Source organism: Portibacter lacus (assembly GCF_021533215.1).
Classification (GTDB): domain Bacteria; phylum Bacteroidota; class Bacteroidia; order Chitinophagales; family Saprospiraceae; genus Portibacter; species Portibacter lacus.
This window is the reverse complement of record NZ_JAJNKA010000014.1, coordinates 105,026-131,216: the sequence shown is the minus strand read 5'-3', so window position 1 is coordinate 131,216 and position 26,191 is coordinate 105,026. Positions and strand designations below refer to the sequence as shown.

General features: G+C 35.0%; 17 protein-coding genes and 1 tRNA gene. 11 read left to right on the top strand and 7 right to left on the bottom strand.

Going from position 1 to position 26,191, the window contains the following annotated elements; genetic code table 11:
- Positions 1 to 7 precede the first annotated feature (7 nt).
- Positions 8 to 1,888 carry a family 16 glycoside hydrolase gene (locus L2586_RS20180; RefSeq protein WP_235294759.1) on the bottom strand — a complete coding sequence of 627 codons (1,881 nt, stop codon included), beginning with the start codon at positions 1,886 to 1,888 and terminating at the stop codon, positions 8 to 10.
- Between the two features lie 307 nt (positions 1,889 to 2,195).
- A complete protein-coding gene (locus L2586_RS20175) occupies positions 2,196 to 2,597 on the bottom strand; it encodes a hypothetical protein (RefSeq protein ID WP_235294758.1) in 402 nt (133 codons plus the stop codon).
- A 197-nt stretch (positions 2,598 to 2,794) separates the two neighbouring features.
- Here L2586_RS20175 and L2586_RS20170 point away from each other — a divergent pair, with 197 nt between their 5' ends.
- From L2586_RS20170 to L2586_RS20155, 4 genes are read left to right on the top strand one after another with little or no spacing between them, the layout of a single operon-like run.
- A complete protein-coding gene (locus tag L2586_RS20170; protein WP_235294757.1) occupies positions 2,795 to 4,207 on the top strand; it encodes a hypothetical protein in 1,413 nt (470 codons plus the stop codon).
- Between the two features lie 39 nt (positions 4,208 to 4,246).
- The gene (locus L2586_RS20165; RefSeq protein ID WP_235294756.1) at positions 4,247 to 5,209 is read left to right on the top strand and encodes a sensor histidine kinase; all 963 of its coding nucleotides are present in this window, start codon (positions 4,247 to 4,249) and stop codon (positions 5,207 to 5,209) included.
- Positions 5,206 to 6,240, top strand: coding sequence for a histidine kinase (locus L2586_RS20160; protein WP_235294755.1), 1,035 nt, complete (start codon positions 5,206 to 5,208; stop codon positions 6,238 to 6,240). Before L2586_RS20165 ends, L2586_RS20160 begins: the two co-directional genes overlap by 4 nt.
- Positions 6,221 to 6,979 (top strand): LytR/AlgR family response regulator transcription factor, encoded by a 759-nt coding sequence (locus L2586_RS20155; protein WP_235294754.1) that lies wholly within the window; start codon positions 6,221 to 6,223, stop codon positions 6,977 to 6,979. The genes L2586_RS20160 and L2586_RS20155 overlap by 20 nt, the downstream gene beginning before the upstream one ends.
- Before the next feature lie 209 nt (positions 6,980 to 7,188).
- Here L2586_RS20155 and L2586_RS20150 read toward each other — a convergent pair.
- From L2586_RS20150 to L2586_RS20140, 3 genes are all read right to left on the bottom strand, one after another.
- Positions 7,189 to 7,261 (bottom strand) — tRNA-Lys (locus tag L2586_RS20150).
- A 137-nt stretch (positions 7,262 to 7,398) separates the two neighbouring features.
- A complete protein-coding gene (locus L2586_RS20145) occupies positions 7,399 to 8,319 on the bottom strand; it encodes a ribonuclease Z (RefSeq protein WP_235294753.1) in 921 nt (306 codons plus the stop codon).
- Position 8,320: 1 nt separating this feature from the next.
- The gene (locus L2586_RS20140) at positions 8,321 to 8,701 is read right to left on the bottom strand and encodes an STAS domain-containing protein (protein ID WP_235294752.1); all 381 of its coding nucleotides are present in this window, start codon (positions 8,699 to 8,701) and stop codon (positions 8,321 to 8,323) included.
- Between the two features lie 310 nt (positions 8,702 to 9,011).
- On the opposite strand from L2586_RS20140, the gene L2586_RS20135 reads away from it, so the two are divergent.
- From L2586_RS20135 to cmk, 7 genes are all read left to right on the top strand, one after another.
- Complete coding sequence (locus L2586_RS20135; RefSeq protein ID WP_235294751.1) at positions 9,012 to 11,558, top strand: ATP-dependent Clp protease ATP-binding subunit; 2,547 nt, start codon at positions 9,012 to 9,014, stop codon at positions 11,556 to 11,558.
- 100 nt (positions 11,559 to 11,658) lie between these two features.
- Complete coding sequence (infC, locus tag L2586_RS20130; RefSeq protein ID WP_235294750.1) at positions 11,659 to 12,243, top strand: translation initiation factor IF-3; 585 nt, start codon at positions 11,659 to 11,661, stop codon at positions 12,241 to 12,243.
- Positions 12,244 to 12,438: 195 nt separating this feature from the next.
- Positions 12,439 to 12,633 (top strand): 50S ribosomal protein L35, encoded by a 195-nt coding sequence (gene rpmI, locus L2586_RS20125; protein ID WP_235294749.1) that lies wholly within the window; start codon positions 12,439 to 12,441, stop codon positions 12,631 to 12,633.
- 77 nt (positions 12,634 to 12,710) lie between these two features.
- Complete coding sequence (gene rplT, locus L2586_RS20120; protein ID WP_235294748.1) at positions 12,711 to 13,055, top strand: 50S ribosomal protein L20; 345 nt, start codon at positions 12,711 to 12,713, stop codon at positions 13,053 to 13,055.
- Positions 13,056 to 13,144: 89 nt separating this feature from the next.
- Entirely contained in the window at positions 13,145 to 14,209 is a 1,065-nt protein-coding gene (gene queA, locus L2586_RS20115; protein ID WP_235294747.1) for a tRNA preQ1(34) S-adenosylmethionine ribosyltransferase-isomerase QueA, read from the top strand.
- Positions 14,210 to 14,452: 243 nt separating this feature from the next.
- Positions 14,453 to 14,674, top strand: a complete 222-nt coding sequence (locus tag L2586_RS20110; protein WP_235294746.1) for a DUF2795 domain-containing protein — start codon at positions 14,453 to 14,455, stop codon at positions 14,672 to 14,674.
- 54 nt (positions 14,675 to 14,728) lie between these two features.
- Positions 14,729 to 15,400: a (d)CMP kinase gene (gene cmk / locus L2586_RS20105; RefSeq protein WP_235294745.1), complete on the top strand. Its 672-nt coding sequence runs from the start codon at positions 14,729 to 14,731 to the stop codon at positions 15,398 to 15,400.
- 49 nt (positions 15,401 to 15,449) lie between these two features.
- Here the strand turns inward: cmk and L2586_RS20100 are convergent, their stop codons facing one another.
- Both L2586_RS20100 and L2586_RS24710 read right to left on the bottom strand, forming a co-directional pair.
- Positions 15,450 to 20,144 (bottom strand): T9SS type B sorting domain-containing protein, encoded by a 4,695-nt coding sequence (locus L2586_RS20100; RefSeq protein WP_235294744.1) that lies wholly within the window; start codon positions 20,142 to 20,144, stop codon positions 15,450 to 15,452.
- 180 nt (positions 20,145 to 20,324) lie between these two features.
- On the bottom strand, positions 20,325 to 26,105 hold the full coding sequence (locus L2586_RS24710; protein ID WP_284283300.1) for a PKD domain-containing protein: 5,781 nt from the start codon (positions 26,103 to 26,105) through the stop codon (positions 20,325 to 20,327).
- Positions 26,106 to 26,191 lie beyond the last annotated feature (86 nt).

Below are 26,191 nucleotides of genomic sequence, written 5' to 3'. Positions count from 1 at the left end.
TTATGGATTACCAGAAAATGCTGTAAGTGATTTGACCAGAATCATCTGGAAAAACAATAAGTTCATTTTGGTTACTAGTCAATATTTTAGGATTACTGGTCTCATCTAGCTTGAGATAAAACTTGCCATCTACGCTGTATAAGCCATTAGGAAGTTTCTTAATGATTTCTCCTTGTGCTATACGCATCGATATTTCTGAAGTATTTCTGATGTCAGATATTTTTCGGACTAACATTGTTTTATCACTAGAAGGTTGTAAGAGGTCTGACCAAGAGTTATTATTAGACTCATAGGTGAAGAGTGGGTAGCCACTCTCAGTTATCTCATATCCTCTATATGAAACCTTCTGAGTAGATAACGAAGTCCATTTTTTTTGATCTTCAGTAAGCATTCCGATGGGGACACCTGCTACAGATTCTATGGATGCATTTATTGGTTCTAAAATTTGCGGTTCGCCTCTATTTTTCCACATGCCTGTCATGTCAGCAAATCCTCCACGCCAGAATTTTAATAAAGATCCTTCTTCAAGATCGTATGCATAATGAATTTTATCTGGCGATCCTACAGATATGGCATGTGTTCTTTTTTGTCCGTCATAAACCGTGAAGTTTCTATACATTTCAGGTTCAGAAACAGACTCAATAAGTATTTTACCATTTGAATTCCTAGCCTTTGGGGAAGGTGCTTTTCTTCCAAGTACGTGATGGTAAATCTGTGGACCTTCATAATCAATCCTTATGGTTGCACTCCATACATTATCATAAAATCTTAATTCAAAATCAGTAACGCCGCTGTCGAGTTTTGCAATGCCGTTTTGCTCAGAATATCCTGGATCACCTTCATTGTGGACGATTTGCTTGCCATCGATCCATAATGCACCACCATCATCAATGGCCGTCTTAAATAGATATTCTCCTGATACTGGTACATGTAATTTCCCATTAAAGATTAATCCGTAATGATCTTCTTTTTCATTTGCAACCGATGGATCAAGCGATGTAGCTGATCCATTTTTTAAAATTTTAACAGTGTCAAATTCTGGAAAGGTAACATCGTAAGGATGTTCAAAATATTTGTAAGTTAAGTCGCTTAAAGTAAGCGAATCTTGGGTATAAGATTTAAACTTGATATTCCTAAAGGCAATATTTCCATGATCACCTTGAATGACAATTGGTCCGTAAGCTGCTTCCCCTTCTAGAAATGGACCTCGTGTCGGTCCAGAGAGAGAAACATTATCTTGGATTAAAATACCATTATGAAAAACAGATTCAAATCTAGCATCTTGTGTTTTCTCTCCATTTTTATTAAATCTTGGGGCTCTAAAAAATATTTTCATTTCTTGCCATAACCCTGGAGCCTTGTTTGTAATCACAGAAGGTGGATGACCATCGTATCCATTCTCGCCGTCAGGCTTGCTGTTATCCCATCTTTCATAAATAGCGCCAGCATCGGAAACACTAGGAGTCTCGACTCCATAACTATCGAAAAGTTGCAATTCATATCTTCCTTGAAAATAAATTCCGGAATTTGATTTCTTAGGAATTAAATATTCAAATTGCAATTCAATATCACCATGTTCAAATGTGGAATATAGGGCATCGTTTCCTGAGTCGAGCATTTTATTGGCAAGGATACCTGTGCCGTTAGTTAGTTCAAATGTTGACCCATCATTGAAATCAGTATATACGTCTCCTACAAGTTGCCAGTTTTTTCCCTTGGATTCGAAAGTTGTGAAACTGCTTAAGTCTACAGATTCCATAGGGAATGTTGAAATTGCAGTTGTGCTTTCCTTTTTTAAATCGTTAAATACATTTGTATGAGGATCAATGCTACAACTTGAGAAGTATATTAAAATACTTAACAGTAACAGTAAGCGAGTGGTTGGCATTTATGTCTATTTTAATTACGAATCTTGAATATCGTAGAATTTATGGACAATATTTAATTTTGAGCAAATATTAAGCTGTATGAGCCTAAAATTTAAGCTGCGGTGATGTGTTCGAGTATATTAAATCTTTTTTTATTAGCGTCGAACACTGAATGCTGGCCAATTTAAGCTATGGTTATAAAGAAAGAAATAGAAGAGTAGAGAATATTTGAATTCCTCTCAAAACATTATATTCTTGAAAAGTGAGGGTGACAAAATATGAATTATTAAAACATTGACAATCAGATAAGATTTATCCGAAGCAATTCTAATACTTTACTGCTTTAATAAAATACTGGGCATTGCTACCAGATATGCCAGATAAATACAAAGTATCATTGATAACCATGGAAAATTCTGGATCGATAAACTTCAATACTGAATTAAGGTTTCCAGTTTCTACTTCGAACTTACCAGATACGGATTCTGTTTTGCCATCTAAGTCAGTAAATAACCAAACAGAAGAACCAGCACGATCATATTGCATGTCTACAGATTCAAATATGGTATTTAGATTTTCTTTGTCATCGACTTGGAAGCTTGTTGTCCGCCAGTCACCGATAAGGAGATCTTTGTCAGATGAAGTTGCACTGTTTAGATCACAACTATGTATTAATAATACGCTTATAAATAATATAAGCAGGCCAAGGGCAGGGTATTGGATATTCATTTCTAATTATTTAGGTACTGGGTATAATTATAGATACATATAAATGCATATACCACTATCGGAAATTCGAATTTAACATTGACAATAATAGAAAGCTGTACGATTCACTACAGAAATAGGCCAATTCAATACATTCTTTTTTTTCAATGAATATAAAAGACTCACCTTTAAACCATTGAATGACTAAATATTTAAAAATGAAAACACTAATAACTATTCTCATACTAAGTATTCCACTAATCGGTTACAGTCAGTCTTCTTCGATTAGCATTAATCAGACGAATGGTAAAACCACTATGAAAGTGAAAACCGAGAATGGAGCTAATTTTTCTTTAGAGTATGAAGGGGAGATCACTCTTTCAGATGATGATTCTGATGTAATTGCTATTTCAGATGGTGGTTTTATGGAGATTAAGAAATCCGCATTTGGAAGTAGGCGGAGAGTTTATATAGAAGAGGAAGGAGGCAGGTTAGTGAAGACATATTATGTAGGGACGAAAGAGGTGCCGTTTAGTCCTGAAGGTCAGAAATGGATGGCAGAGATTTTACTAGAAGTGGTTAGAACAACGACCTTAGGTTCGGAGAAGAGGGTCGATCGACTGTTTGCTAATGGTGGTGCAACTGCAGTAGTGAATGAAGTAAAGCAAATCAATAGCGATCACGTCAAATCACAGTATCTGAAGTTGCTATTGAATAAAAATTTAAGGAATGAAGATTATATTCCACTTTTAGAAGAAATTTCAGATATAGATTCTGACCATCATAAGGCAGATATTCTGAAATATAATATGAATAGCTTTCTTCGTAATAAATACGTAACTACTGAATATATAAAAACAGTGGGATCTATAGATTCAGATCATCATAAGGCTGAAATCTTGAAGACAGCAGTCAGATCGGAGCTGATCAATGACGATGAGCTCGAACCTTTATGTTCAATCTTAGATGAAATCGAATCAGATCACCACAAAGCGGATATTATTAGAGAAATTCTTAGAACGAAGAAAATGAATCCGAGAAACATTGACCTGGTCTTGAAATCGGCAGATGAAATCAATTCAGATCATCATAAGGCTGACTTGTTAAAGATCGCCTTGAGTATGCCTGGGATTTCTGAAAGTGGATATGAATTGTTTTTAGATTTACTAGATAACATTGACTCAGATCATCATAGAGCCGATATATTGTTGAATATGTTAGATGAGGATCTTAGTGAAAATGAATTAGATAGAGTTTTAATGTTAGTAACGGAAGACGTTAATTCTGAACATCAGAAAAGTGAAGTTCTAAGGAACATAATAAATAACCAGCAACTCACTCCATCCATTATAGAAAAGTTAATTCGAGCTAATCTTAGCATGGATTCTAGTCATTTACAAGGTGAAACATTTAGGTCGTTTAATGATAAGAAATTGTCAGAGGCAAGCTTAGTTAATATCTTAAATGCGATCAAATTTATAGATTCAGATCATACTATTTCTGAAGTGCTTATTTCATTTAGTCCCACAGTAAGAAGCAGTTCTAATCAAGTAAAAGAGGCCTATCGGAAAGCTGCTGATGAAATCAGTTCGGATCACAGTAAAGAAAGAGCTCTAAACGCAATTAAATAATTTTATTCCCTAAATTAGGGAATGCATTTACGGAAAATAATGAATCTTCTGAAAATTGGGCTCGGTATTTTATTGGGTATTTCTGTGTATGTTTTTTTGAATATTGACGCAGAAAACGACCCTTTAGAAATGATGATGTGTGCTGTGCTAGGAATTATGATCGCATACCTGTCAGGATGGGTTTCTCTAAAGTTAGACCGGTATATCAGCTGGAGAAATAATGTAGGGCTACGCATGTTAGTCGGCATCATTACGCTTGCTCTTTTGCCATCCCTGATGTGCATTGTTTTTCTTAATGTTTTTGGTCAGACGGTGACAAGTATACATATCAAATTGCTTATCATCATGTTGTGCTTATCGATCTTTTTTAATATCATTTATTTCATATTCTATTCTTATTATGAATATAACAAAGGACAGCTAGAACATCAAGTACTCCAAAGGAAGCAAACTACCTTGCAGCTAGCAGCATTAAAGTCTCAATTGAGTCCGCATTTTTTATTCAATAGCATGAATGCGCTTTCGGCACTATTTCACAAGGATGTGGAGGAAGCTGAAAAATTTATCAGATCATTGGCGAAATCATTTGATTATGTATTAAAGCGATACGATAGTCCTTTGGTCAATGTTGACACCGAGTTAAAGTTTGTTGACTCTTATGTGGAAATGATGAAAATCAGGTTCGGAAAGCATTTGCAGCTTATTACAACTGTAGGAGAAGAGGCTTTAAAATCCAAAATTCCACCTTTGACCTTGCAGATGCTTTTGGAAAATGCAGTCAAGCATAACTTGATGAATGCAGAAAATGAACTAGTGGTTAGCATTAAAGATCAGAATGACCATTTACAAATTTCTAACAAGAAAAACCTGAAAGAATCCGTTCGGCATTCTACAAAAGTGGGACTTCAGAATATTGCTGAAAGATACGAGCTAATTTCTGAACAAGCGATCAGAGTCGAAAGTAATGGTGATTTTACCGTGTACTTACCATTGATTAAATGAAGAAACTGTTCATACATCTTCCATTCTTTCGATTGCTAAGTCCCTTGTTTAGCGGAATAATTGTCTATTTGTTAATGTTGCTAATCAATAACAATGTAGAACAGTTAAGTGAAAATTTCCTTGGCCAAGAACTATACGTTTGCATAGGTTTAGCATTTATTATTCAAGAATACAGTCGGTTTTCATTACTGATCTTTGCCAAGTTTGATAAACTAGATGCCTTAATCATAAGGACAATATTTCAGTTTTTAGTGATTATCGTTGGATCGGTTTTGATAGTAACCTTTTCCATAAATCTATATTTTAGTAAAGTGCTAGGTTACACGCCAAATTTGCGAGAGCTCCTCATTTTTAATTCCATTTTTGGCTTTATTACGCTTATGTATTTGTTGTTATATAAAGGGAATCAGTTAATGTATACGATTAATAAACATAAGTTAGAAGGGGAGAAGGCCTTGATTAAAAAAGTAAGACATGATTTTATTGATTACAGTCATAAGATCAATGCTGACTTGCTGTACGACTGTCTGGAGACATTAATTGTGATCATGAAGGAAGATCCAGATATGGCAGAACGATTGACAGACGATTTTTCTCAACTGTATCGATACAACTTATTAAAAATGGATCGAGAGTTGGTGGAGGTCAATGAGGAGATAGAGATGGTCGAAATCCTCATCAGAATTTATAATGCAATGCCGTACCGAAAAACGGAGGTGGCGTATCGTCAAGATCTGGAAGGATATGTGCCGCCTGGCAGCATGATATTTATCTTTGAGAAGATTATTAGAAGTACGATTTACGCTTTAGCAGAACCAATGCGTATAAATATTGGATTTGATTCAGGTAGAATTGTTATTAAATATGTACCTGTTGAAAAGTTGAACTCGAGATTGACCACCGAAACATTGAATCCAGTCGTCGAAAAATATAGAATCTATTCAGATCAAGAAATACATTTGAAGGAAACCATTGATGAAAAAGTGATTTCATTGCCAAAACTCCAACTCTATGAAAGTAGTATTAATTGAAGATGAGCCACTAGCTGCGGAGAAGCTGGAAAGGTATTTTGATAAATGTTCTATCGATATCACACTGCTGGTGAAATTGACATCCATAAAAGAGAGTATTACGTGGATAATGGACCATCATGATGAAGTAGATCTCTTTTTCATGGATATCCAGTTAGCGGATGGGCTTAGTTTCGAAATATTTTCTAAAGTGAACGTAACAAAACCAGTGATTTTTACGACTGCCTTCGATGAGTATGCCATAGATGCATTCAAGGTGAATAGCATCGATTATTTGTTAAAGCCGATCAGTTTTACGTCTTTGTCCAAGGCACTGATTAAGTATGATAATCTGAAGAGTCAATATACACAGCCGATTTCAAGACCAGTGCTGACGCAAATAAAACAGAAAGGATATAAACAGAGATTTCTAGTTAAGAAGGGGAATCACATTCAATCTATATTGACAAATGAAATCCATTACTTCTATGCGGAAGGAAGGGACGTCCTATTGGTTCATCAATCTGGAAGAAAGTTTTTAATTGAATATACGATCGAGGAGATTGAAGGGTTTGTGGATGCTTCGAGATTTAAAAGGATTAATAGAGGCTTTATTGTCAATATTTCTTCGATAAGTGATGTAATTGTGCATTCTAATAGGCGATTAAAACTTTCCCTTGATCCTGAATTTTCAGATGAGGTGGTCGTTAGTCGGGAGAGAGTAAGTGATTTTAAGAACTGGTTCGGAGGAGCGCATTAATATTTAGGTCAATGTTAAAGCATGCCTTGAGAAGGTAATTCATTAATGAGTGACCAGCATTTCATTATTCTATTTTTTTTAGGTCTATAGTTTTGCTTTCAATCGGATACGAAGAGTGAAAGGTGTCCAATTAATTTATTTATTTCAATTCCGAGAATAGGGTGTATAAAAAAAGACCCAATAAAATTAATTATTGAGTCTTTAAGAAGTGATCGGTCTGGGGCTCGAACCCAGGGCCCACGCCTTAAAAGGGCGTTGCTCTACCAGCTGAGCTAACCGATCAATCCATTTCTGAAATGATCAGAAACACTTGATTTCTCAAATGGGATTGCAAAGATAGAAGTATATCTAAAATTTCCAAGAAGTTTGATTTAGAAAATTTATTTTTTTTGAAAAAAGATTAAAATTGGAAGGTGCAATTAGTGCTCAGATACTTGAAAAACCTTGCCATCCAGCGCTAAATCAACATTCGAAAATATTTTCTCAGCTTCATCAATAAAAACAGAAAGATCTTTATATCTGGATGAATAATGGCCTAAAATAAGTTTTTTCGCTCCTGATTTTTGTGCAATCAATGCAGCTTCGTGAGCAGTTGCATGACCTCTTTCTCTTGCTTTAGTTTTTAATTCATGTAAGTAGGTCGCTTCATGATAGAGTAAATCCACATTTTGGATGTATTGAATTAATTCTTCATCGTAGATGGTGTCTGAGCAAAAAGCATAGGATTCAGCTTTATTGGCGATGATGGTGTGATCCATATAATAAAGTGTAGAACCATCAGGACGAGTAACATCTTTAGAGTTTTTCAATGTTTTGATCTCTTCAATAGAAAGCTTATGTTTTTTTATAGAAGGAGGCAAAATATTCCGAGGGTGCTCTTTTTCTTTAAAAAGAAAGCCAGTAGTAGGTATTCTATGTTTTAGAGGGATAGAATATACTTCTAAATATTGATCCTCGAATACTTTCTGGAAGACATCTGCTTGCAATTCATGGATGATTAGTTCGAAGTTCAAATAAATACTTCCTATTTCTTTAAGTGTATGGATGAACTTGGATAGGCCTGCAGGGCCATAGATGGTCAGAGGTGTTAATCTTCCTGATAAGTTAAGTGAAGTGATTAAACCGGGTAGGCCGAAAAAATGATCACCATGCAAGTGGCTAATAAAGATTTCGTGAATTTTAGTTCTTTTGATTTTAAGATCTTTCAGGCGAATTTGAGCACCTTCACCACAATCGATAAGATAGGTCTTGCTGCTATTTTGGAGCGCTTGAGAAGTTGTAAAACGAGAAAGAGTTGGGACTGCAGAATTGCAGCCCAAAATTGTAAGCGTTAAGCTCATATTAATCCTCTACCTCCTTATCTAAGGTTCGTTCTATTTCTTCAGTATCGACGTAATCTATCGATTTCTGTAAAGATGGCATAAGTGTTAGAATGGTTTCTAACCTAGAAATTTCGATTAATCTCTGCACACTTGGGTGGTCGATTCCAGTTAATACAAATGATCCGTAACCTTTCCATAGTCGGTTTGCGGTCAAAATGGCACTCAAGCCTGACGAATCGACATACTTTACGCCTGATAAATCAAAAATTAAATTTCTAACACCTTCATTTCTCAGAAAAACGAATTCTGACTTTAAATTCGGGGCGATTAAAGAGTTAAGATTTTCTTCCTGTAATTGAAAAACAGAATACTTATCTTCCTTATCTACATTGTATTTCATCTATGTTGACTTTTATGTTAAGCGGTTTTGGGAATAGCAATCTTTGCAAATTTATTTAAAATAAAATGACTTCAAAGTATAAATTTACAATAAAGATATAAATTCCTGATAATGAACACATTTATAAGTGAACCGTTATATTTGCGTTAAAATTGTTCCTCTTGTTAACTTTTATTAAGTAAAATGGTTCTTAAATGTACGCCATTTTAACAGTTAATTTACAGTGGCACGTTTTTTTTAGTAAATAGAACATAGTTACTATTGATAACTAACAGAATTAATAGTATAATTGTTATACCTAAATAAATATATGAATAATAAGAAATTTTCACCTAGAGTAAAGAAAATCATTTCTCATAGCAGGGATGAAGCTTTACGATTAGGTCATGATTATATCGGCACGGAACATTTATTGTTAGGCGTTTTAAAGGACAAAGAAAGCTTAGCAGTAAAAGTCTTGGGTTCGATGGATATTGACTTAAATGAGATTAAATACAAGGTAGAAGAGAATACCAGTTCTAATAAGTCTGGTGATACAAAGTTGAATGTAGGAAACATTCCACTGAATAGACAAGCTGAAAAAGTATTAAAGGTTACTTTTTTAGAAGCTAAGATGTACAAGAATGATGAAATAAGTCCTGAGCATCTAATGCTTTCCATTCTAAGACATCGTGAAAATTTAGCAGCCAAAGTGCTTTATGAGTACGATATTGATTATGAAAACTTTAAAAGTGAGTTAGAATACGTGAGTCAGGAAGAAAACGAATTTTTTACAGAATATATGGATGAAACACCATCCGATTCAGATGTGCCTATGGAAGAAGATGCAGGATCAGAAGGATACTCAAGAAAGAGTACTTCTAAGTCAAGAACACCAGTACTAGATAATTTCGGCAGAGATGTTACGAAATTAGCTTTGGAAGGAAAATTAGATCCTATTATAGGGCGTGAAAAAGAAATAGAGCGTGTATCTCAGATATTGAGTAAGCGGAAAAAGAATAATCCTATTTTGATCGGAGAACCTGGAGTTGGTAAAACGGCCATCGTAGAAGGATTAGCGCTTAGAATTAATCAGAAGAAAGTAAGTAGGTCACTTTTTAATAAAAGATTGGTGATGCTTGATCTTGCTGCATTAGTAGCTGGGACTAAGTATAGAGGTCAGTTTGAAGAGCGAATGAAAGCGATTATGAACGAGCTAGAGAAATCTAGAGATGTGATTCTTTTCATTGACGAAATTCACACTATCGTAGGAGCAGGTGGAGCTACAGGTTCTTTAGATGCAAGTAATATCTTTAAGCCAGCACTAGCAAGAGGTGAATTGCAATGTATCGGAGCTTCTACTTTAGATGAATACCGTCAGCACATTGAAAAAGATGGAGCTTTAGATAGAAGATTTCAGAAAGTATTGATCGAGCCGCCATCACCAGAAGAGGCGATTCACATTTTGCATAATATCAAGTCTAAATATGAAGAATTTCATAATGTAGATTATTCTGACGATGCGATAGAAGCATGTGTGAAATTCAGTGATAGATATATCAGTGATCGTTTCCTTCCAGATAAAGCTATTGATGTTTTAGATGAAGTAGGTGCCAGAACACACTTGAAGAATATTCATGTTCCTAAATATATAGAAGAGTTAGAGCAGAAGATCGAGGATATTAAAGAATCTAAGAATCAAGCAGTGAAGAATCAGCAATATGAAAAAGCAGCTGATTTAAGAGATAGTGAGTCTAAGTTGATTAGGAAACTAGAACAAGGTAAGGCAGATTGGGAAGAAGAAGCTAAGTCTAAGCGTTATCCAGTAATAGAAGAGAATATTGCTGAAGTCATTGCGATGATGACTGGTATTCCAGTTTCTCGTGTTGCTCAAAGTGAAAGTAATAAGTTGGTTCATATGGGTGAAGATCTCCAGAAAATGGTGATCGGACAAGATGAAGCGATAAAGAAGATTACGAAAGCTATACAGCGAAATAGGGTAGGGTTGAAGGATCCAAAGAAACCTATTGGTTCGTTTATTTTCTTAGGACCAACGGGAGTTGGGAAGACGGAATTAGCAAAAGCACTAGCTCGATATATGTTCGATAATGAAGATTCATTGATCCGAATAGATATGAGTGAGTACATGGAGAAATTTTCTGTAAGTAGATTGATAGGAGCGCCTCCAGGATATGTAGGTTATGAAGAAGGTGGTCAGTTAACTGAAAAAGTAAGAAGAAAGCCTTACTCTGTTATACTTCTTGATGAGATAGAAAAAGCGCATCCAGATGTGTATAATATCTTATTACAAGTATTAGATGATGGACAGTTAACAGACGGACTTGGTAGAAAAGTTGATTTCAAAAACTCACTAATTATAATGACTTCTAACATTGGAGTTAGACAATTAAAGGATTTTGGTCAAGGTGTAGGGTTTGCGACTAAATCGAGAAAAGATTCGACAGAAGAGCATTCTAAATCTGTTATTCAGGGTGCACTAAAAAGAACTTTCTCGCCAGAATTCTTGAATAGAATAGACGATTTAGTAATCTTTAATAGTTTAAGTCAAGAAGATATCTTCAAAATTATTGATATCAGTCTTTCAGACCTATTCAAAAGGTTAGAAGGAATGAACTATGATCTTGAATTATCTAACCCAGCAAAAGAGTTTGTTGCTGAGAAAGGGTTTGATCCACAATATGGAGCAAGACCATTAAATAGAGCTATACAGAAGTATATTGAAGATCCTTTGGCTGAATTTATATTAACTCATAATCCTGATGAAAAGAGCAAATTAGTTGCTAAGATGAATAAGGAAAAAGATGGGTTAGTTATTGAATTCGCTAAAAAAACGAAGTCGGAGGATATTAAAAAATAAATTAAAATGAACTTTCAATAAGAAGTATTCCTTAGTTAAGGAGTACTTCTTATTTCAATTTTGAAATAAAACAATATTAATTAATTAAATAAAAAAACATTTGGCAAGAAGAACACGCGGCAAAGTAGTTCGCAAAGAAGCAGAACACAGAATCAACGAAAACATTAGAATCCCAAAAATCAGACTAGTCGGAGATAATTTAGACGATGTAAGTGAAGTAGCTGGTCAAAAAATCTTACCTGAAATTTATGACACTTATAAAGTGAAAAAATGGGCGGAAGAGTTAGGTATGGATTTGGTAGAAATTAGCCCTAATGCTAAGCCACCCGTATGTAAAATCATAGATTATAAGAGATTCCTTTATAATAAGAAGAAGAAGGAGAAAGAAATCAAAGCAAAGACTGCAAAGACTGTAATTAAGGAGATTAGATTTGGCCCTAATACAGATGACCATGATTTTGATTTCAAAGTAAAGCATGCAATGAAGTTCTTAGAAGACGGAGCAAAAGTTAAAGCTTATGTTCATTTTCGAGGAAGAACGATCGTGTTTAAAGATAGAGGAGAGTTATTGTTACTAAAATTCTTGAAAGAATTAGAGGAATATGGTGCAGCGGAGGCTTTACCAAAGATGGAAGGACGAAGAATGATCGTAATTGTATCTCCTAAGAAGAAAAAGAAGAGTTAATCCATATAAAAAAGAAAGCTAGACTTTAGTGAAGTTAATAATCTAGCGGAGTCTCAGAAAAATACAATCGTACAAGGTTGATTGAAATGTAATTTTTATAGTCGTATATAAAATTGTAAGAGGTGCATTTTCAATTATCAATTTAATTCGTATCTTTGCACACTATTTGAAAAAACGTGCATTAAATATTTTATTATGCCAAAAATGAAGACGCACTCAGGTGCAAAAAGAAGATTCAAAGTAACAGGTTCTGGTAAAATTAAAAGATTCCAAGCTGGTACTTCTCACTTATTAAGAAAGAAGTCTAATAAGGCGAAGACAAGATTGGTAGGATCAACATTAGTTGATAAATCAGACATGGGACGAGTAAAAGACATGCTTTGTCTTTAATTAAAAATTAATTATTTAACGAGGAATCAGGTGAAAAGTGATTTTATGTCCTCTGATTCGAACTAAATTAGAAAAAAATGCCTAGATCAGTAAATGCTGTGGCTTCAAGAAAAAGGAGAAAAAAAATCCTTAAAGCTGCAAGAGGTTATTTCGGAGCAAGATCAAAAGTTTATACAGTTGCAAAAAATGCAGTTGAGAAAGGACTTTCGTATGCTTACAGAGATAGAAAAAATAAGAAACGTGTATTTAGAAGATTGTGGATTGCAAGAATAAATGCAGCAGCAAGATTAAACGGAATGACTTATTCCACTTTAATCCACGGTTTAAGTAAATCAGGATCAACGCTTAATAGAAAAGTGTTAGCTGATTTAGCAATGAACCACCCTGCATCATTCAAGGCGATCGTAGATTCTGTTAAGTAATCTTCTAGTTAAAATATAAATAATGGCATGTCAGGGATACTGACGTGCTTTTTTTAGTATTGGTTATAACCATCATAAATTAAAATAGAATGAGAACTAAATTATCAAATTTTTCTTTTGAGTTACCAGAAGAGCTGATATCTCAATATCCAAGTAAGGAGAGAGATCTTGCAAGATTGTTAGTAGTTCATAGAGATACAGGTAAAATTGAGCATAAAGTTTTCAAAGATATTATAGATTATTTCGATGAAGGAGATGCTTTAATTTTTAATAATACCAAAGTATTTCCTGCTAGAATGTATGGTACTAAAGAAAAAACTGGAGCTAAAATTGAGGTTTTTCTTTTGAGAGAGTTAAACAGAGATTCTAAGCTTTGGGATGTGCTCGTTGATCCAGCAAGGAAAATTAGAGTTGGAAACAAGCTTTATTTTACGGATGAAGCTGGAAATGATGTTCTTATTGCTGAAGTAGTAGATAATACAACTTCTAGAGGAAGAACGATTCGATTCTTTTATGATGGAACAGATGATGAATTTTACAAAGTATTAAATGAATTAGGTAACACTCCGTTACCTAAATATATCACTAGAGAAGTGGAAGCTTTAGATGATGAGCGTTACCAGACTATCTATGCGAAGGAGGTGGGAGCTGTTGCTGCGCCAACTGCGGGATTGCACTTTAGCAGAAGTCTTATGAAGAGATTAGAGCTGAAGGGTGTGGAACTGCCAGAGCTTACGCTTCACGTTGGCTTAGGTACGTTTAGAGCTATCGAGGTAGAAGATCTATCTAAGCATAAGATGGAAGCCGAGTATTTCAAAATTACGGACGAAGCAGCACAGAAAGTTAACAAGGCGAAAAAAGCTGGAAAGAAAGTTTGTGCAGTAGGAACAACTTCAATGAGAAGTATAGAATCTGCTGTAAGTGCGACAGGTAACTTGAAAGCTGCGGAAGGGTGGACTAATTTATTTATTTATCCTCCATATGAGTTTAGTATAGCTAATTCGATGATAACTAATTTTCATTTACCGAAAACTAGCTTGTTGATTATGATATCAGCATTCACAGGTCATGAATTAGCAATGGAGGTCTATAATGAAGCGGTAAAAGAAAAGTATAATTTCTTTTCTTACGGTGATGCAATGCTTATATTATAATAAATTCATTTTTTTTAGTGAATTGGGAATCTTTTTTGGATTTTCTCATTAATATAGATGAACAACATTCCCTAAATATTCTCGTGAGAATCTAGAACAACTGATTGGGTAGTCATCCAATCGGAAGGGATGTTTAATATTTTCTCAGGATAAAAGCAAGAAAATCTTGTGTGGATTTTTTATTTTTTTATTTTTGTGGGAAATATGAGTATTATTTATATTTAAAATTAGAACCAATTAATTATGTATTGGACATTAGAACTAGCCCACCATTTAGAGGATGCTCCGTGGCCGGCGACTCGAGATGAGTTAATAGATTACGCAATAAGGTCTGGTAGACCATTAGAAGTAATTGAGAATCTACAAGCCATGGAAGATGAAGGAGAGATTTATGATACGATGGAGGATATTTGGCCTGATTATCCAAGAAAAGATGATTTTCTTTTTAATGAGGACGAGTATTAAAAGAGAAAAAATTAACTTAAGCCTTGCAAACAAAAACTGCAAGGCTTTTTTTATATGATAATAGCAATAGACGGATATTCGGCGTGCGGGAAAAGCACTATGGCTAAAGCTCTGGCGAGTGAAATAGGAGCTGTTTATATTGACACTGGGGCAATGTATAGAGCAGTGACTTTATATTTCATTAGAAATGATATTAATCTTGAAGATATGGAAGCTGTAAGTTCTGCTTTAGAGAATATCGTTATATCATTTGACCATAGCAAAGGACTGAATGAATGTCTTTTAAATGGAGAGAACATTGAATCTCTAATCAGAACGAAAGAGGTATCAGGTCTTGTTAGTGAAGTTGCGACAATTTCATTGGTAAGAAAAAAACTAGTGGAGATTCAAAGAGCGATGAGTGACCACCTAGATGTTGTAATGGATGGTAGAGATATCGGAACAGTTGTATTTCCTGATGCCAAGGTTAAGCTTTTTATTACAGCTGATCCATTAATAAGAGCAGAGCGTAGGTTGAAAGAATATAAGAAAAAAGGAGTCGAAGCAAATATTACCGAAGTGCTTGAGAACCTAAAGAAAAGAGATTATATAGATTCAAATCGGAAAGATAGTCCGTTAAAGGTTGCTGATGATGCTATCGTTATTGATAATTCCAAATTAACTAGAGAGGAGCAACTTGAAAAGGTAATAGATATCGTTCGGCGAAGCCAAGAAGAAGACCATTAGAATCAATCTTTAGGTTCATTTTCATCTTGGTATTCTAAGTAAAGTGCAATCATTTTAATATAGTTACATCACCATTCACAATTCGTTGGTCACCAGTAATCATTTCTACAATTACTTTATATACATAAACACCAGGTTGAAGAACCTGTCCATTCATTTTACCATCCCATCCAGCAGACATATCACCAGGAGGAAAATTAAAATTTTCATGTACTTTATTTCCCCATCTATCAAATATAAGAATTGACTTAATTTGAGCTACACCAGGATTTGACGAAATGTAGAAAATGTCATTTACACCGTCATCATTCGGAGAAAAAACATTGGGTTTAAATAGAACAGGTTCTTGGTCAACTCTTACCCTTACTTGATCGGTAATTGTACAACCCTTTTCATCTATAATCGTTAATTCAACGAGTAGATCTTCATTAGGTGTTAAAGTAAAGGAAAGACAATCTCCACAACCAATTTGATTTTCAATCTGCCACCTTATAGATTCAATTTGATCCATAGTAAGATTAGTATTTGCAGAAATTTCAGTTTCGTCACCTAGGAAAACATCTATATTATCACCAAGTTCTAGTTCTAAAGCAGTTGTTTCAAAAATTGTGAACATTTGTTCCACTATACATCCAAAACTGTCTTTAGCAAAGAATGTATATTCACCAGGTGATAAATTATTCAATAATGAATCATCTGCGTAAAAAAGATTGTCAAGTGAAAAAGTATACGGTCCTGTTCCACCTAATCCTTCTATAAATTTGACGGAGCCATTATTTTCTCCGAAACATCTTGGATTTTCACTTTCCAATGTAATATCAATAAATTCAACAGGTGCTTCTTGTGCAAAATATGTAGTATTGCGAATACAACCATTATTGTTATTGGTAACTATTAGATCGTAATTGCCGATCCCTTGAATCTGAGTCACAAAAGAATCGATTCCATTAAGGATTATGCCATCGTTAGTCATCCAAGAGTAAGAATATTCATTGCCAGTTGAAGAACCATTAGCATTTAGAGAAATAATATTTTCATCACAACGAATAGTTCCAGCCTGTTGAATCATAGCAAATGGTTTTATCGTATCGTAGGAGATATCTACCTCAACTTGAGCATTACATCCATTACTGCCTCTTACAATTCCAGTATAAATACCAGTTTCATTAGGTATTAGGAATTCAACATTGGAAACAACTCCACTAGGACTAGCCCATTCGATGTCGTATGATAGACTATCAGATAATTCAGAAATATCTATGTTGGGATTATAGCAGTTTATGAGGTTAGAAGTATTGATAACATCGATATCAATTGAGCTTATATTAAAAGTATCGCTATCTACACAATTGTTAGAACCACGTATTGTATAAATATATTCACCGGTATCTAACGCAACTGTATTTTGATCAGTTGATGAAAAACCATTGGGTCCTGTCCATAGAAAAGTAGCTCCTGGATCGGTGGTTATTCCTTTTAATTGTGATTCAATATCAATACATTCAACTGATCCATCAAAACTATAAGTTACTTCAGGCAGAATTAATTCTTGAATTACTTCTATCGTATCAAAAGCGATACATCCTTCTTGGCTTTCGATTGTTACGATATATTCACCAGGTTCACTTACCATAGGATTTTGTAAGTCGGAGGTGAAAAGACCAGGACCGTCCCATAGGTAAGAAGCAATTGGAACATTGGCTTCAGCAGAGATTGAGACCAAAGTATCTGCGCATGTCAATGTATCAAGTGCAGAAATAGATGGTATAGGTGTATCTGGGTTAGGTGAAACAAGAATGCTTGTATTTGAAATACATCCATTTTGGCCTGTTAGTGTAAGATTGTATTGTCCTGTTCCAAAAACAACTGGAGAAGCAATACTTGAACTGTAATCATTAGGGCCTTCCCATTGATAGATAACTCCGGGATCTGTTACGTTAGCATTCAACGTTGCAGATTGAGTTTCACATTCTAGACTAGTATCAGCAAGTGAAAAAACTGGAGGATCTGTGTCTTGGATAACGGTTGCAGTATCTAAAGTAATACATCCATTGCCTCCGGTTATGGTTACCATATATTGGCCAGGCTCACTTATTGATAAATTTTTAGTAGTAAACGATGAGTTATTCGGGCCGCTCCATGCGTACGTATTTCCACCACCGTTCGCAGTGAGGAATATGTTTGCTTCAGGGTTGATACAATTTATCTCAGTATTAGATATAGAACTGGTTCTTGGAATGGTATCAGCTATTATCCGATCACTATAAAGTGATACGCAACCTGTATTAATGTCTGTGATTGTTAAATAGTAAAATCCTGGTGCAAGGTTTGCAATGTAGGAAGTGTCAGCAGTAAAACCACCATCAGAAGTCCAATTATACGCATAATCTGGGTTTTGTGTTATACCGATAACACCGGAGTTTGGTCCAGTAGTACACGACACATTTGTTTTTTGAATAATGTTAAAAGTTGGAGTTCCATTAATCGGATCTATTGTAAAACGATAAACAACACTACAACCATTAAACGTGTTTATTAAAAGGAAATAGTTGCCAGCTGTATTAACATCAATTTGATTACCTGTTCCAAGAACAGCAACACCTGTTAATCCCCACCTCACCAACGACGTCTGAAATTCATTAGCTAACGGAATCGCGGTTAATCTCCATAATGGATTTTCACAATCTCCTATGTTCTCTACCATTACATTATAATCAGGTAGATCTGATATGTCTCTTATTAAGGTAACAGAATCTCTTACATAACAGCCGTTCGCAAATATCTCAACGTAATAGGTCCCCTCTGACGCAACTGAATTTGTAGCGGATGAAGAAAAGAAGTTATTAGGACCTGTCCAACTGTAAATAGCATTACTAGCTTCTGAACTAGCACTGATGGTAACGACACCGCCATTACACAAGAAATCTTCCCCAGTAACTTCATAATCAAATATTCCTACATCTCCGATAACCACTAATGAAGTATAACCTTTACAACCATCGGCATTATGGACTTCTAGAAAATATTCTCCTGGAATAGTAACCATTGGTTCCGCTATATTAGAAACAAAGCCTAAGGGACCAGTCCATCTATAGATCGAATATGAATTATCGCTTACAGAAATTTGCACTGAAGAAACTGTACATGAAATATTTGGAGCAGTTGCTTCTATTGTAGGTTGGTCAGGACCTTGTTCGAGATCGTAAAATCCCATAACTTGGCAACCTGCATCATCTGTTAAAAGAGCTGTATATCTACCTGCATGAGAAACTGTAGGTTCTATTGTAGTACTTGTAAATTCGAATGGGCCTGTCCAAATAGCAGACACAATATTAGCACTTGAATTTACACTTAATAATACACTCTCATCTACACAAGATAAAGGAGGAGCGCTTATCGTAAATTGAGGCACTGCAGCATCTAACGTAATATTTATTGATGTTGATAATTGGCAGCCATTCTCGGATTGTTCTAAAAAATATGTTCCTGGTTGTGAGATGTCTATTGTTAGCTGTGTAGGATCAGATGTGATTAAGCCGTCTGTAGTTGTCCATAAAAACGTGCTTCCATTCTCTTCTATAGATCCTGAGGCATCAAGTGTAATTGTCGTTGTATTACAGTTCAATTCAGGAGCAGAAGCTTGAATGATAGGCTGAATACCAATTATTTCTAAATTTAGGACAACTGTGGTATCACATAAATCACCAGCCATTCGTGGAGCCGTTGCTGAAAAAGTACCCTCAGTATTAAATACTTCTCCTCCTATTATTACTTCCTCTCCATTGCAGATTACTTCATCCATTACTCTTACAGCAGGAGCTTCTATAAATTCTACAGTTGTGCAATTATCAGTTAAGTCAATACAGAATGGAAGGTTGCCTAAGGTAATTCCTGTAATTAATTCTGTATAGGTCAATGGGGAATTTATAAAACTCAATAAGTCATCATTATTTACAGAGACAGCACATATATCATAGATTCCAGCGTCTATTCCTATAAAGTTTCCGTCTAAATTGATAGATGTTAAAACATCATTTTGACTTATTAAATATGCTATGGTATATTCAGGATCATTAATTTCTCCGTTCAATCCCAAGTCTAAATTAAGATCATCATTTAGACAAACTTCGATATCTGATATATCTTGGGTTCCAGCCTCAGCATTGCAAGTGTTACTAACACAAGTAGCATTTCCATTTAAAATAAAGCCTATTCTCGAAATATGCCCCGTATTAAACTCAAAACCATCTATAATACACAATGTCCAATCACCATTTACAGAGCCCACATTAAAATCTTCAAAACAACCATCTGAAGGATAATAAATTCCAGTATAATTACCACCTATTTGATTAAATTCACTATTGTCCCAAATTTCTGAAGTACCACTATGAGGGATAGCGCCGCCTAAACATTCTGTAAATAAAATATTCCAATTGGCGCCTGGAGTTAAACTTCCATTTTGATCTAAGTCTCCTATTAATGTTATTTCTTGCCCTGAAGGTGAAGTGAGTATCATTAATAAGTCGCTTAAAGCATCATGCTCAAATTCGATTTCTAAGCCGGACAAAATTGTGCCAAGTGATAAATCATCATTTATAACCCCAGAAACATTGACAACTAAACAGGTATCTGTATTGTCTGGAATATCAAATGATCCAAATACATTTGCACATTGAGCGTGAAGACTTAAGGCAGTAAAATAAAAAAGTAATGCAAAGAGTGTTTTGCAACAAATATTCATGTGTTCCAATGTGGTTTTTTCAATTAATTCAGGTGTACTAAGACTCTAATATAATGCTTAATATTAAGACAAAAAACAAATGGACCAACCCCTACCATTTTTGGAAGAAGCAGTAAAGACAAATAATACATATTTTTTGTCTTTACTTATAATTGACACACTATAAACTATTTTCGCTGCTTAATGGACAATTATTAATTTTCTATAAACTGCAGGTTTGTCGCTTAATATCAAAGCAACAAAATATTGACCAGCTGGAAGATTTTTCAGGGCGTTTATTCTGATCGAACTTCGTTGATTATCTATTTCTCTTACCAATAATTGTTGACCTAATTGATCAATTATTTCTACTTGCTTAACATTCTCTATTCCATCAAAAGAAAGATCTAAGTGTTTATTAGCAGGATTAGGGAATACGTGGAAATTATCAATTTCTTCCACTTCGTTTATTCCAGACGAAAGCAATGAAATTTCACTTTTGAAAACTGTATAACATTCTCCTAAATAAATAGTAGCTACAGCCATATAATCTCCTACAGCATCATATGTATGCGTAACGTTTTCTCCAGTCTGAGTATCACTTCCATCTCCAAAATCCCAAACGATAGAATCGTAACGTTCTGAAGCAGCATTAAAATTGACTTCCAAATTATTAACAATAAAGTCAACGTCAATTTCTGGTTGAGCATATACTTCTATTATGGAATTCAATTCTAGCGTATCTGATCCAAATGAATTAGTTGCAATGACTTTAATTCCATAGTTGCCGGGTGTCTCATAAACTACCTCTGGAGTATACCCAGAGATCTCTTCTTGATCACTTCCAGGTAACAACCATGTAACTTCATCAGCATTCTCAGTAGATCTACTCTCAAAACTGACCTTTAGTGGAGCACAGCCTTGAGCTCTATCTAAAGAGAATCCAGCTGATGGGAAAACAGTTATGGAAACGGTATCATTTGTAATACTTGAACCACATGAATTAGATACTTCTTGTTCCACTACGAATGTCCCATTCTTTGTAAAGGTAAACTCCGTAAGCGTATCGAAAGAAATCTTTTTATTTATTGTCCAGTTAATATGACTACCGAATGTAGAAAGATCTTCTACCAAAATTTTGTTATCAATTTGCGTTATATCAAATCCAGCAGTCGGCTTTTCAATTATAGTAACATAATCTTCTAACTCTACAACTCTAGTATTAAAACCATTAGTTACGGTTAGTTTAACATCATACACCCCGAAAGCCTCGTAGTTTACTTTTGGATTTTTTTCTGTAGAAGTGGATGGCGTGCCTCCCGGAAATTCCCACAACCATTCTGTAATATCTTCAGATGATAAATCTATAAATGAAATTTCATCAGATAAGCAGTAAGAATTACTAGAGATGCTAAAGTTACCATAGGTGTCCGCTTCATTATATAAGTCAATTATTTGCGTCATGGTATCTGACGAACAACTGTTAAAAGTAATCAGACTAACCTCATATGCCTTTTCTTCATCAAATTCAAAAACAGGACTCAGTTCATCACTGCCGAAACTCCACTTAAATTCGTCGCCGTTTTTAGACAAATTAAAGAATTGAACTTTGTTTTTATCTACCTCATATTGGAATTCTGAAATAGGTAATTCACTAACATTGACAAAATCAGTTCTCGTTTCTATAATTTCTTCTGTTTCACTATTTACCTTAAGAATAACATCATATGTACCTGCATTTTCATAGCTAACTACTGGATTTCGTTCTGTAGATGTCGCTGGTGTTCCTCCTGGGAAGGTCCAGTTCCAAGAAGTTGCATTTCCTGAGGATTGATCAGTAAACTGAATATTATTAGTCGCACAGATATCTGTTACATCTGTATTGAACCCTGCAACTAATTTATTGAAAACTGGGACATCTAGGTTGGTTTCTATCTGACTACAGTCATTCTCTACAATTAACTTTACATTGTAATTCCCTTCATTTGCAAATTCATGAGTCGGATTCGGCAAGTTACTTGTCGTTCCATCGCCAAAATCCCAAGAATAGCTTTTCCCATTCTGTGAATTGTTTTGAAAGGTGATCAGCATTTCGTCTTGAACGTAGGAAAATCCTGCCTCTGGTAAAGGCATAACTTCTATATATTGCTGAATGATCTTGCTGTCTTCATCTTCTGAATTTTTTACAGTAAGCTCCACATTGTACATGCCTGGCTCTTCCAAATTAATAACAGGGTTTTGTTCTGTTACATAAATCATCTCTTCTCCTTCTATTACCCAGTTCCATTCAGTAGGGTTACCAGATGATAAATCATTTAATACCAATGTTTCACCTGGACAAAGCGTAGTTTCAGAAGCTGTAAAATTAGCTAATAGTTCATTGAAAACAGGGACCTCAATAACTTTTGTCTCGTTACCACAAAGCCCTGTCACAGTAAGTGTAACACTATAATTTCCTTCTGCAGCGTAGGTATGTGTCGGGCTTTGATCCGAAGAATTCGTTCCATCTCCAAAATCCCAAGAAACGGTTTCGAAGTGCTCACTAAGGTTACTATAAGTCACTGTGAGTTCATTCAGTACATAGGAAAAATCAGCAGCAGGTGAATCTGAAACTTGTATTATGTCTGTCAATGTTTTAGTGTCAACTGCACCAAAGTCTCCCGTTATGGTAAGTTTTACATTAAAATCTCCAGCATTATCAAACGTTATCGTTGGGTTTTCTAAAGTAGAAGTTGCTGGGCTGCCTCCCTCTATCTCCCAAAGGTAACTTGCTATTTCGCCTGCAGAATTGTTATTTAATGTAACGCTTTCTCCTTCACATATTTCTTCTACAGATACATCAAAATCTGCTTCTACAATTTCTATAATGGTAATTTCTCTTACATCAATATCGCTTCCACAATTATTTGTTGCTGTCAATGTTACATCATAACTGCCAGGTGCTGCATAACTATGAGTTGGATTAGCTGTTGCACTTGTTTCGCCATCTCCAAAGTTCCAAGAATATGAGTTGGCATTCAGTGAATTGTTATCGAAAGTTACTTCATAGCCTGAAACGTTTGATGTGAAACTAGCTGATGGCTCATCGTTAATTGTGATATAGTTAATTTTATTTTCTGAATCTGAAGCAGAACCATCACTTACTGTCAACTTTGCATTGTAGGTTCCAGCTTGATTAAAAACAACTTGCGGATTCTCAGCCGTAGATGTTGCAGGGCTTCCTCCTTCGAATTCCCAGAAATAACTTGTAATAACTCCTTCAGAAGTATTCGTAAACTGTATCGCACCACCTTCGCATACCTCTGTATGATCAACAATGAATCTCGCAACGATATCTGACTCGATGCTTACAATTTTACTTATTTCATCCTCGCTACAATCATTATCAGAAACTAGAGTTACAGTATAATCTCCAGGTCCTGCATAAGTATGCGTTGGATTTGGACTTGTACTGGTCTGGCCATCACCAAAATCCCAGTCGTAGAAAAAACCTCCTACTGTATTGTTATCAAAAATGACTGTGTTCTCTGTTACATCAAATTCAAAGTCTACAAATGGTGCTCCAGTTGTTTTAACAAAATTATTTTTACTTTCTGTATCATTATATAATGAATTAGATACAGTTAATGTTACGGTATGAGCGCCGACTGGTGAAAAGATTACGCTTGGGTTTTGTTCAGTAGAGGTTGCAGGAGTACCATTTTGAAATTGCCAAAAATATTCTGTAATATTTCCAGTAGAAATACTTGTGAATTGGAATTCTTCTCCTTGACAATCAGTTGTCTTATCTACAATAAAGTCTGCATTTACTTCATCTGCTATAGTGATAGTTCTAATAGACATATCACTTCCACAATCATTACTAGATGTTAACGTGACATTATATGTTCCTGAAGTTGAATACGTATGTGTTGGATTTGCAGCTGCAGAAGCATTGCCGTCTCCGAAACTCCAATTATAAGTAAATCCTCCTAAAGTATTGTTATCAAATTCAACGGTATAACCATCGATGGTTTCCGTAAATGAACTATTTGGAACATCGTTAATCGTTACATAGTTTACTTTTGTTTCTACATCGTTAGTCCCTCCACCAGTTACCGTCAGTTTCGCATTAAATGTGCCTGCGAAATTATAAGTGACTGTTGGATTTTCTTGAGTAGATGTCGATGGTGAACCATTTTCAAATTCCCAAAAGTAACTTTCTACATTAGATGAAGACTGATTGCTAAATGTAATAGATTCTCCTTCACATATCGATGTTGCATTTGCTGAGAAACCAGCAAAAACCTGATCTGTAATAGTTACATTCTGAACTTCCGAATCTGTACCACAGTCATTGTTAGATGTTAAGGTTACTGCGTATGTTCCAGGATTTGCATAAGTATGACTAGGATTAGCAGTGGCAGAAGTACTTCCATCTCCGAAATTCCAGCTATAAGTTAATCCATTGGTTGTATTGTTATCGAATGTTACTGTATTTCCATTTACACTATAAGTAAATGCAGCATTCGGTGGATTACCAATATTGTTAAGATTCATGTTAAGAACCTTAGTGTTAGAACCATGCTCATTGGTTGCTGTGAGCGTAACACCATATGTTCCTCCACCTGGTAAGTCTATTATCGGATTTTGTTGTGTAGAGGTAGAAGGTGATCCGTTCTGAATCTGCCAAGACCAAGAAGTTGGACTATTGGTAGATAAATCATTCATCTGTACTCTCGTCGGATTACATTCTTGTATTAAACTTGCATCAAAATTAGCTACTGGTGGAGTTCCTCCAGGGCCTCCGCCTCCTTCACAAACACTCAGGCAGTTAAGTCCAGAAACGTATGAATTAATATTTGATATTGACGATGCATTCCATGTTGTTGTCCCACTTACAGAACCGGTCATAATGTATCCAGAGGCTGCAATGTGACCTAAATTAAAATTATGACCTATTTCATGTGAAACCAAATTTCTCAATCCAGATGCATTCCCTCCATAATCTTCTAATACATGATATTTGTATGAACTGCTACAAACAGTACCAACCCACGCTAATCCAATTGTAGACGCGCTTGTAGAACCATCTTGATTGTGATATATTAAATCAGTTCTAGACCATAATTCTCCAAGATCATGTGTGTTGTTAAATCCGCTAGGTCCCCAAGCTGTAAAATTATCTAGTAAAACTCCTATATTAGAAGTAGCTCCCCAGGCATTTTGACCTGAATTCTGAGCAATATAAGTCTCGACGATTACAAATCTTATTTCATAATCAAAATCATTATCATCATAATCCGTATTTACATTGGCAATAACACCAGCGTTCATACTAGCAACGTTAGCACCATATTGACTATACATGGTATGATCATTTGCAATGGCTAATTCTACTTCTCTACATTCAGTAGGAAATCTCGAGTTTTCGTTATGCTTTTTAACTTGTGTTAGGCTAATTTTATCTTTTTTCTTTTTTAAATCATGTGCAGCACATGTACCATTTTCTCTTTCTATGACATCTGATTGTCGATAAATTACAATTTGATCTGGTTTTGCATTTTTATCAAAAGTGGATAAGGGCTCAAAAAAGATAATTTCACCTTCTAGATCCACTCGGCCATATAAAAAGTTATCATTAACCGTTATGGTTGCTTTAATATTATTTGAATTTTCGCTGTATCCTCTAAGAACAATAGGAAGAGAAATGGATTCTTTATTTCGAGAAACAGAACCTTCTTGACTGATATATCGATCAGCAAATACCTTATCAGTGGTAAGTTCTAAATCCCAACTATACTTCTTACTTAGCCTAAATGGTATATTGATGAAATCATTTCTCTTTTGTTCAGCAGTAGCTTTTAAAGCTTTAGAATCAAATGTTGCAATTTCATACGATTTAAAATTGTAATCCAAGGTTGAATCCTGTGCCTGAAGAAAAGAAGAAAAGATTAGAAAAAGTATTGTGCAGAAATATGATAGCTTGCTTAGTAAATTCATTTAACGTTCTTAGTTACTTTCCAGATTATTAATAGTGCCATTCTCAATATAGCTTAGTCGAATCAGAACATGGGGTATTATTAATT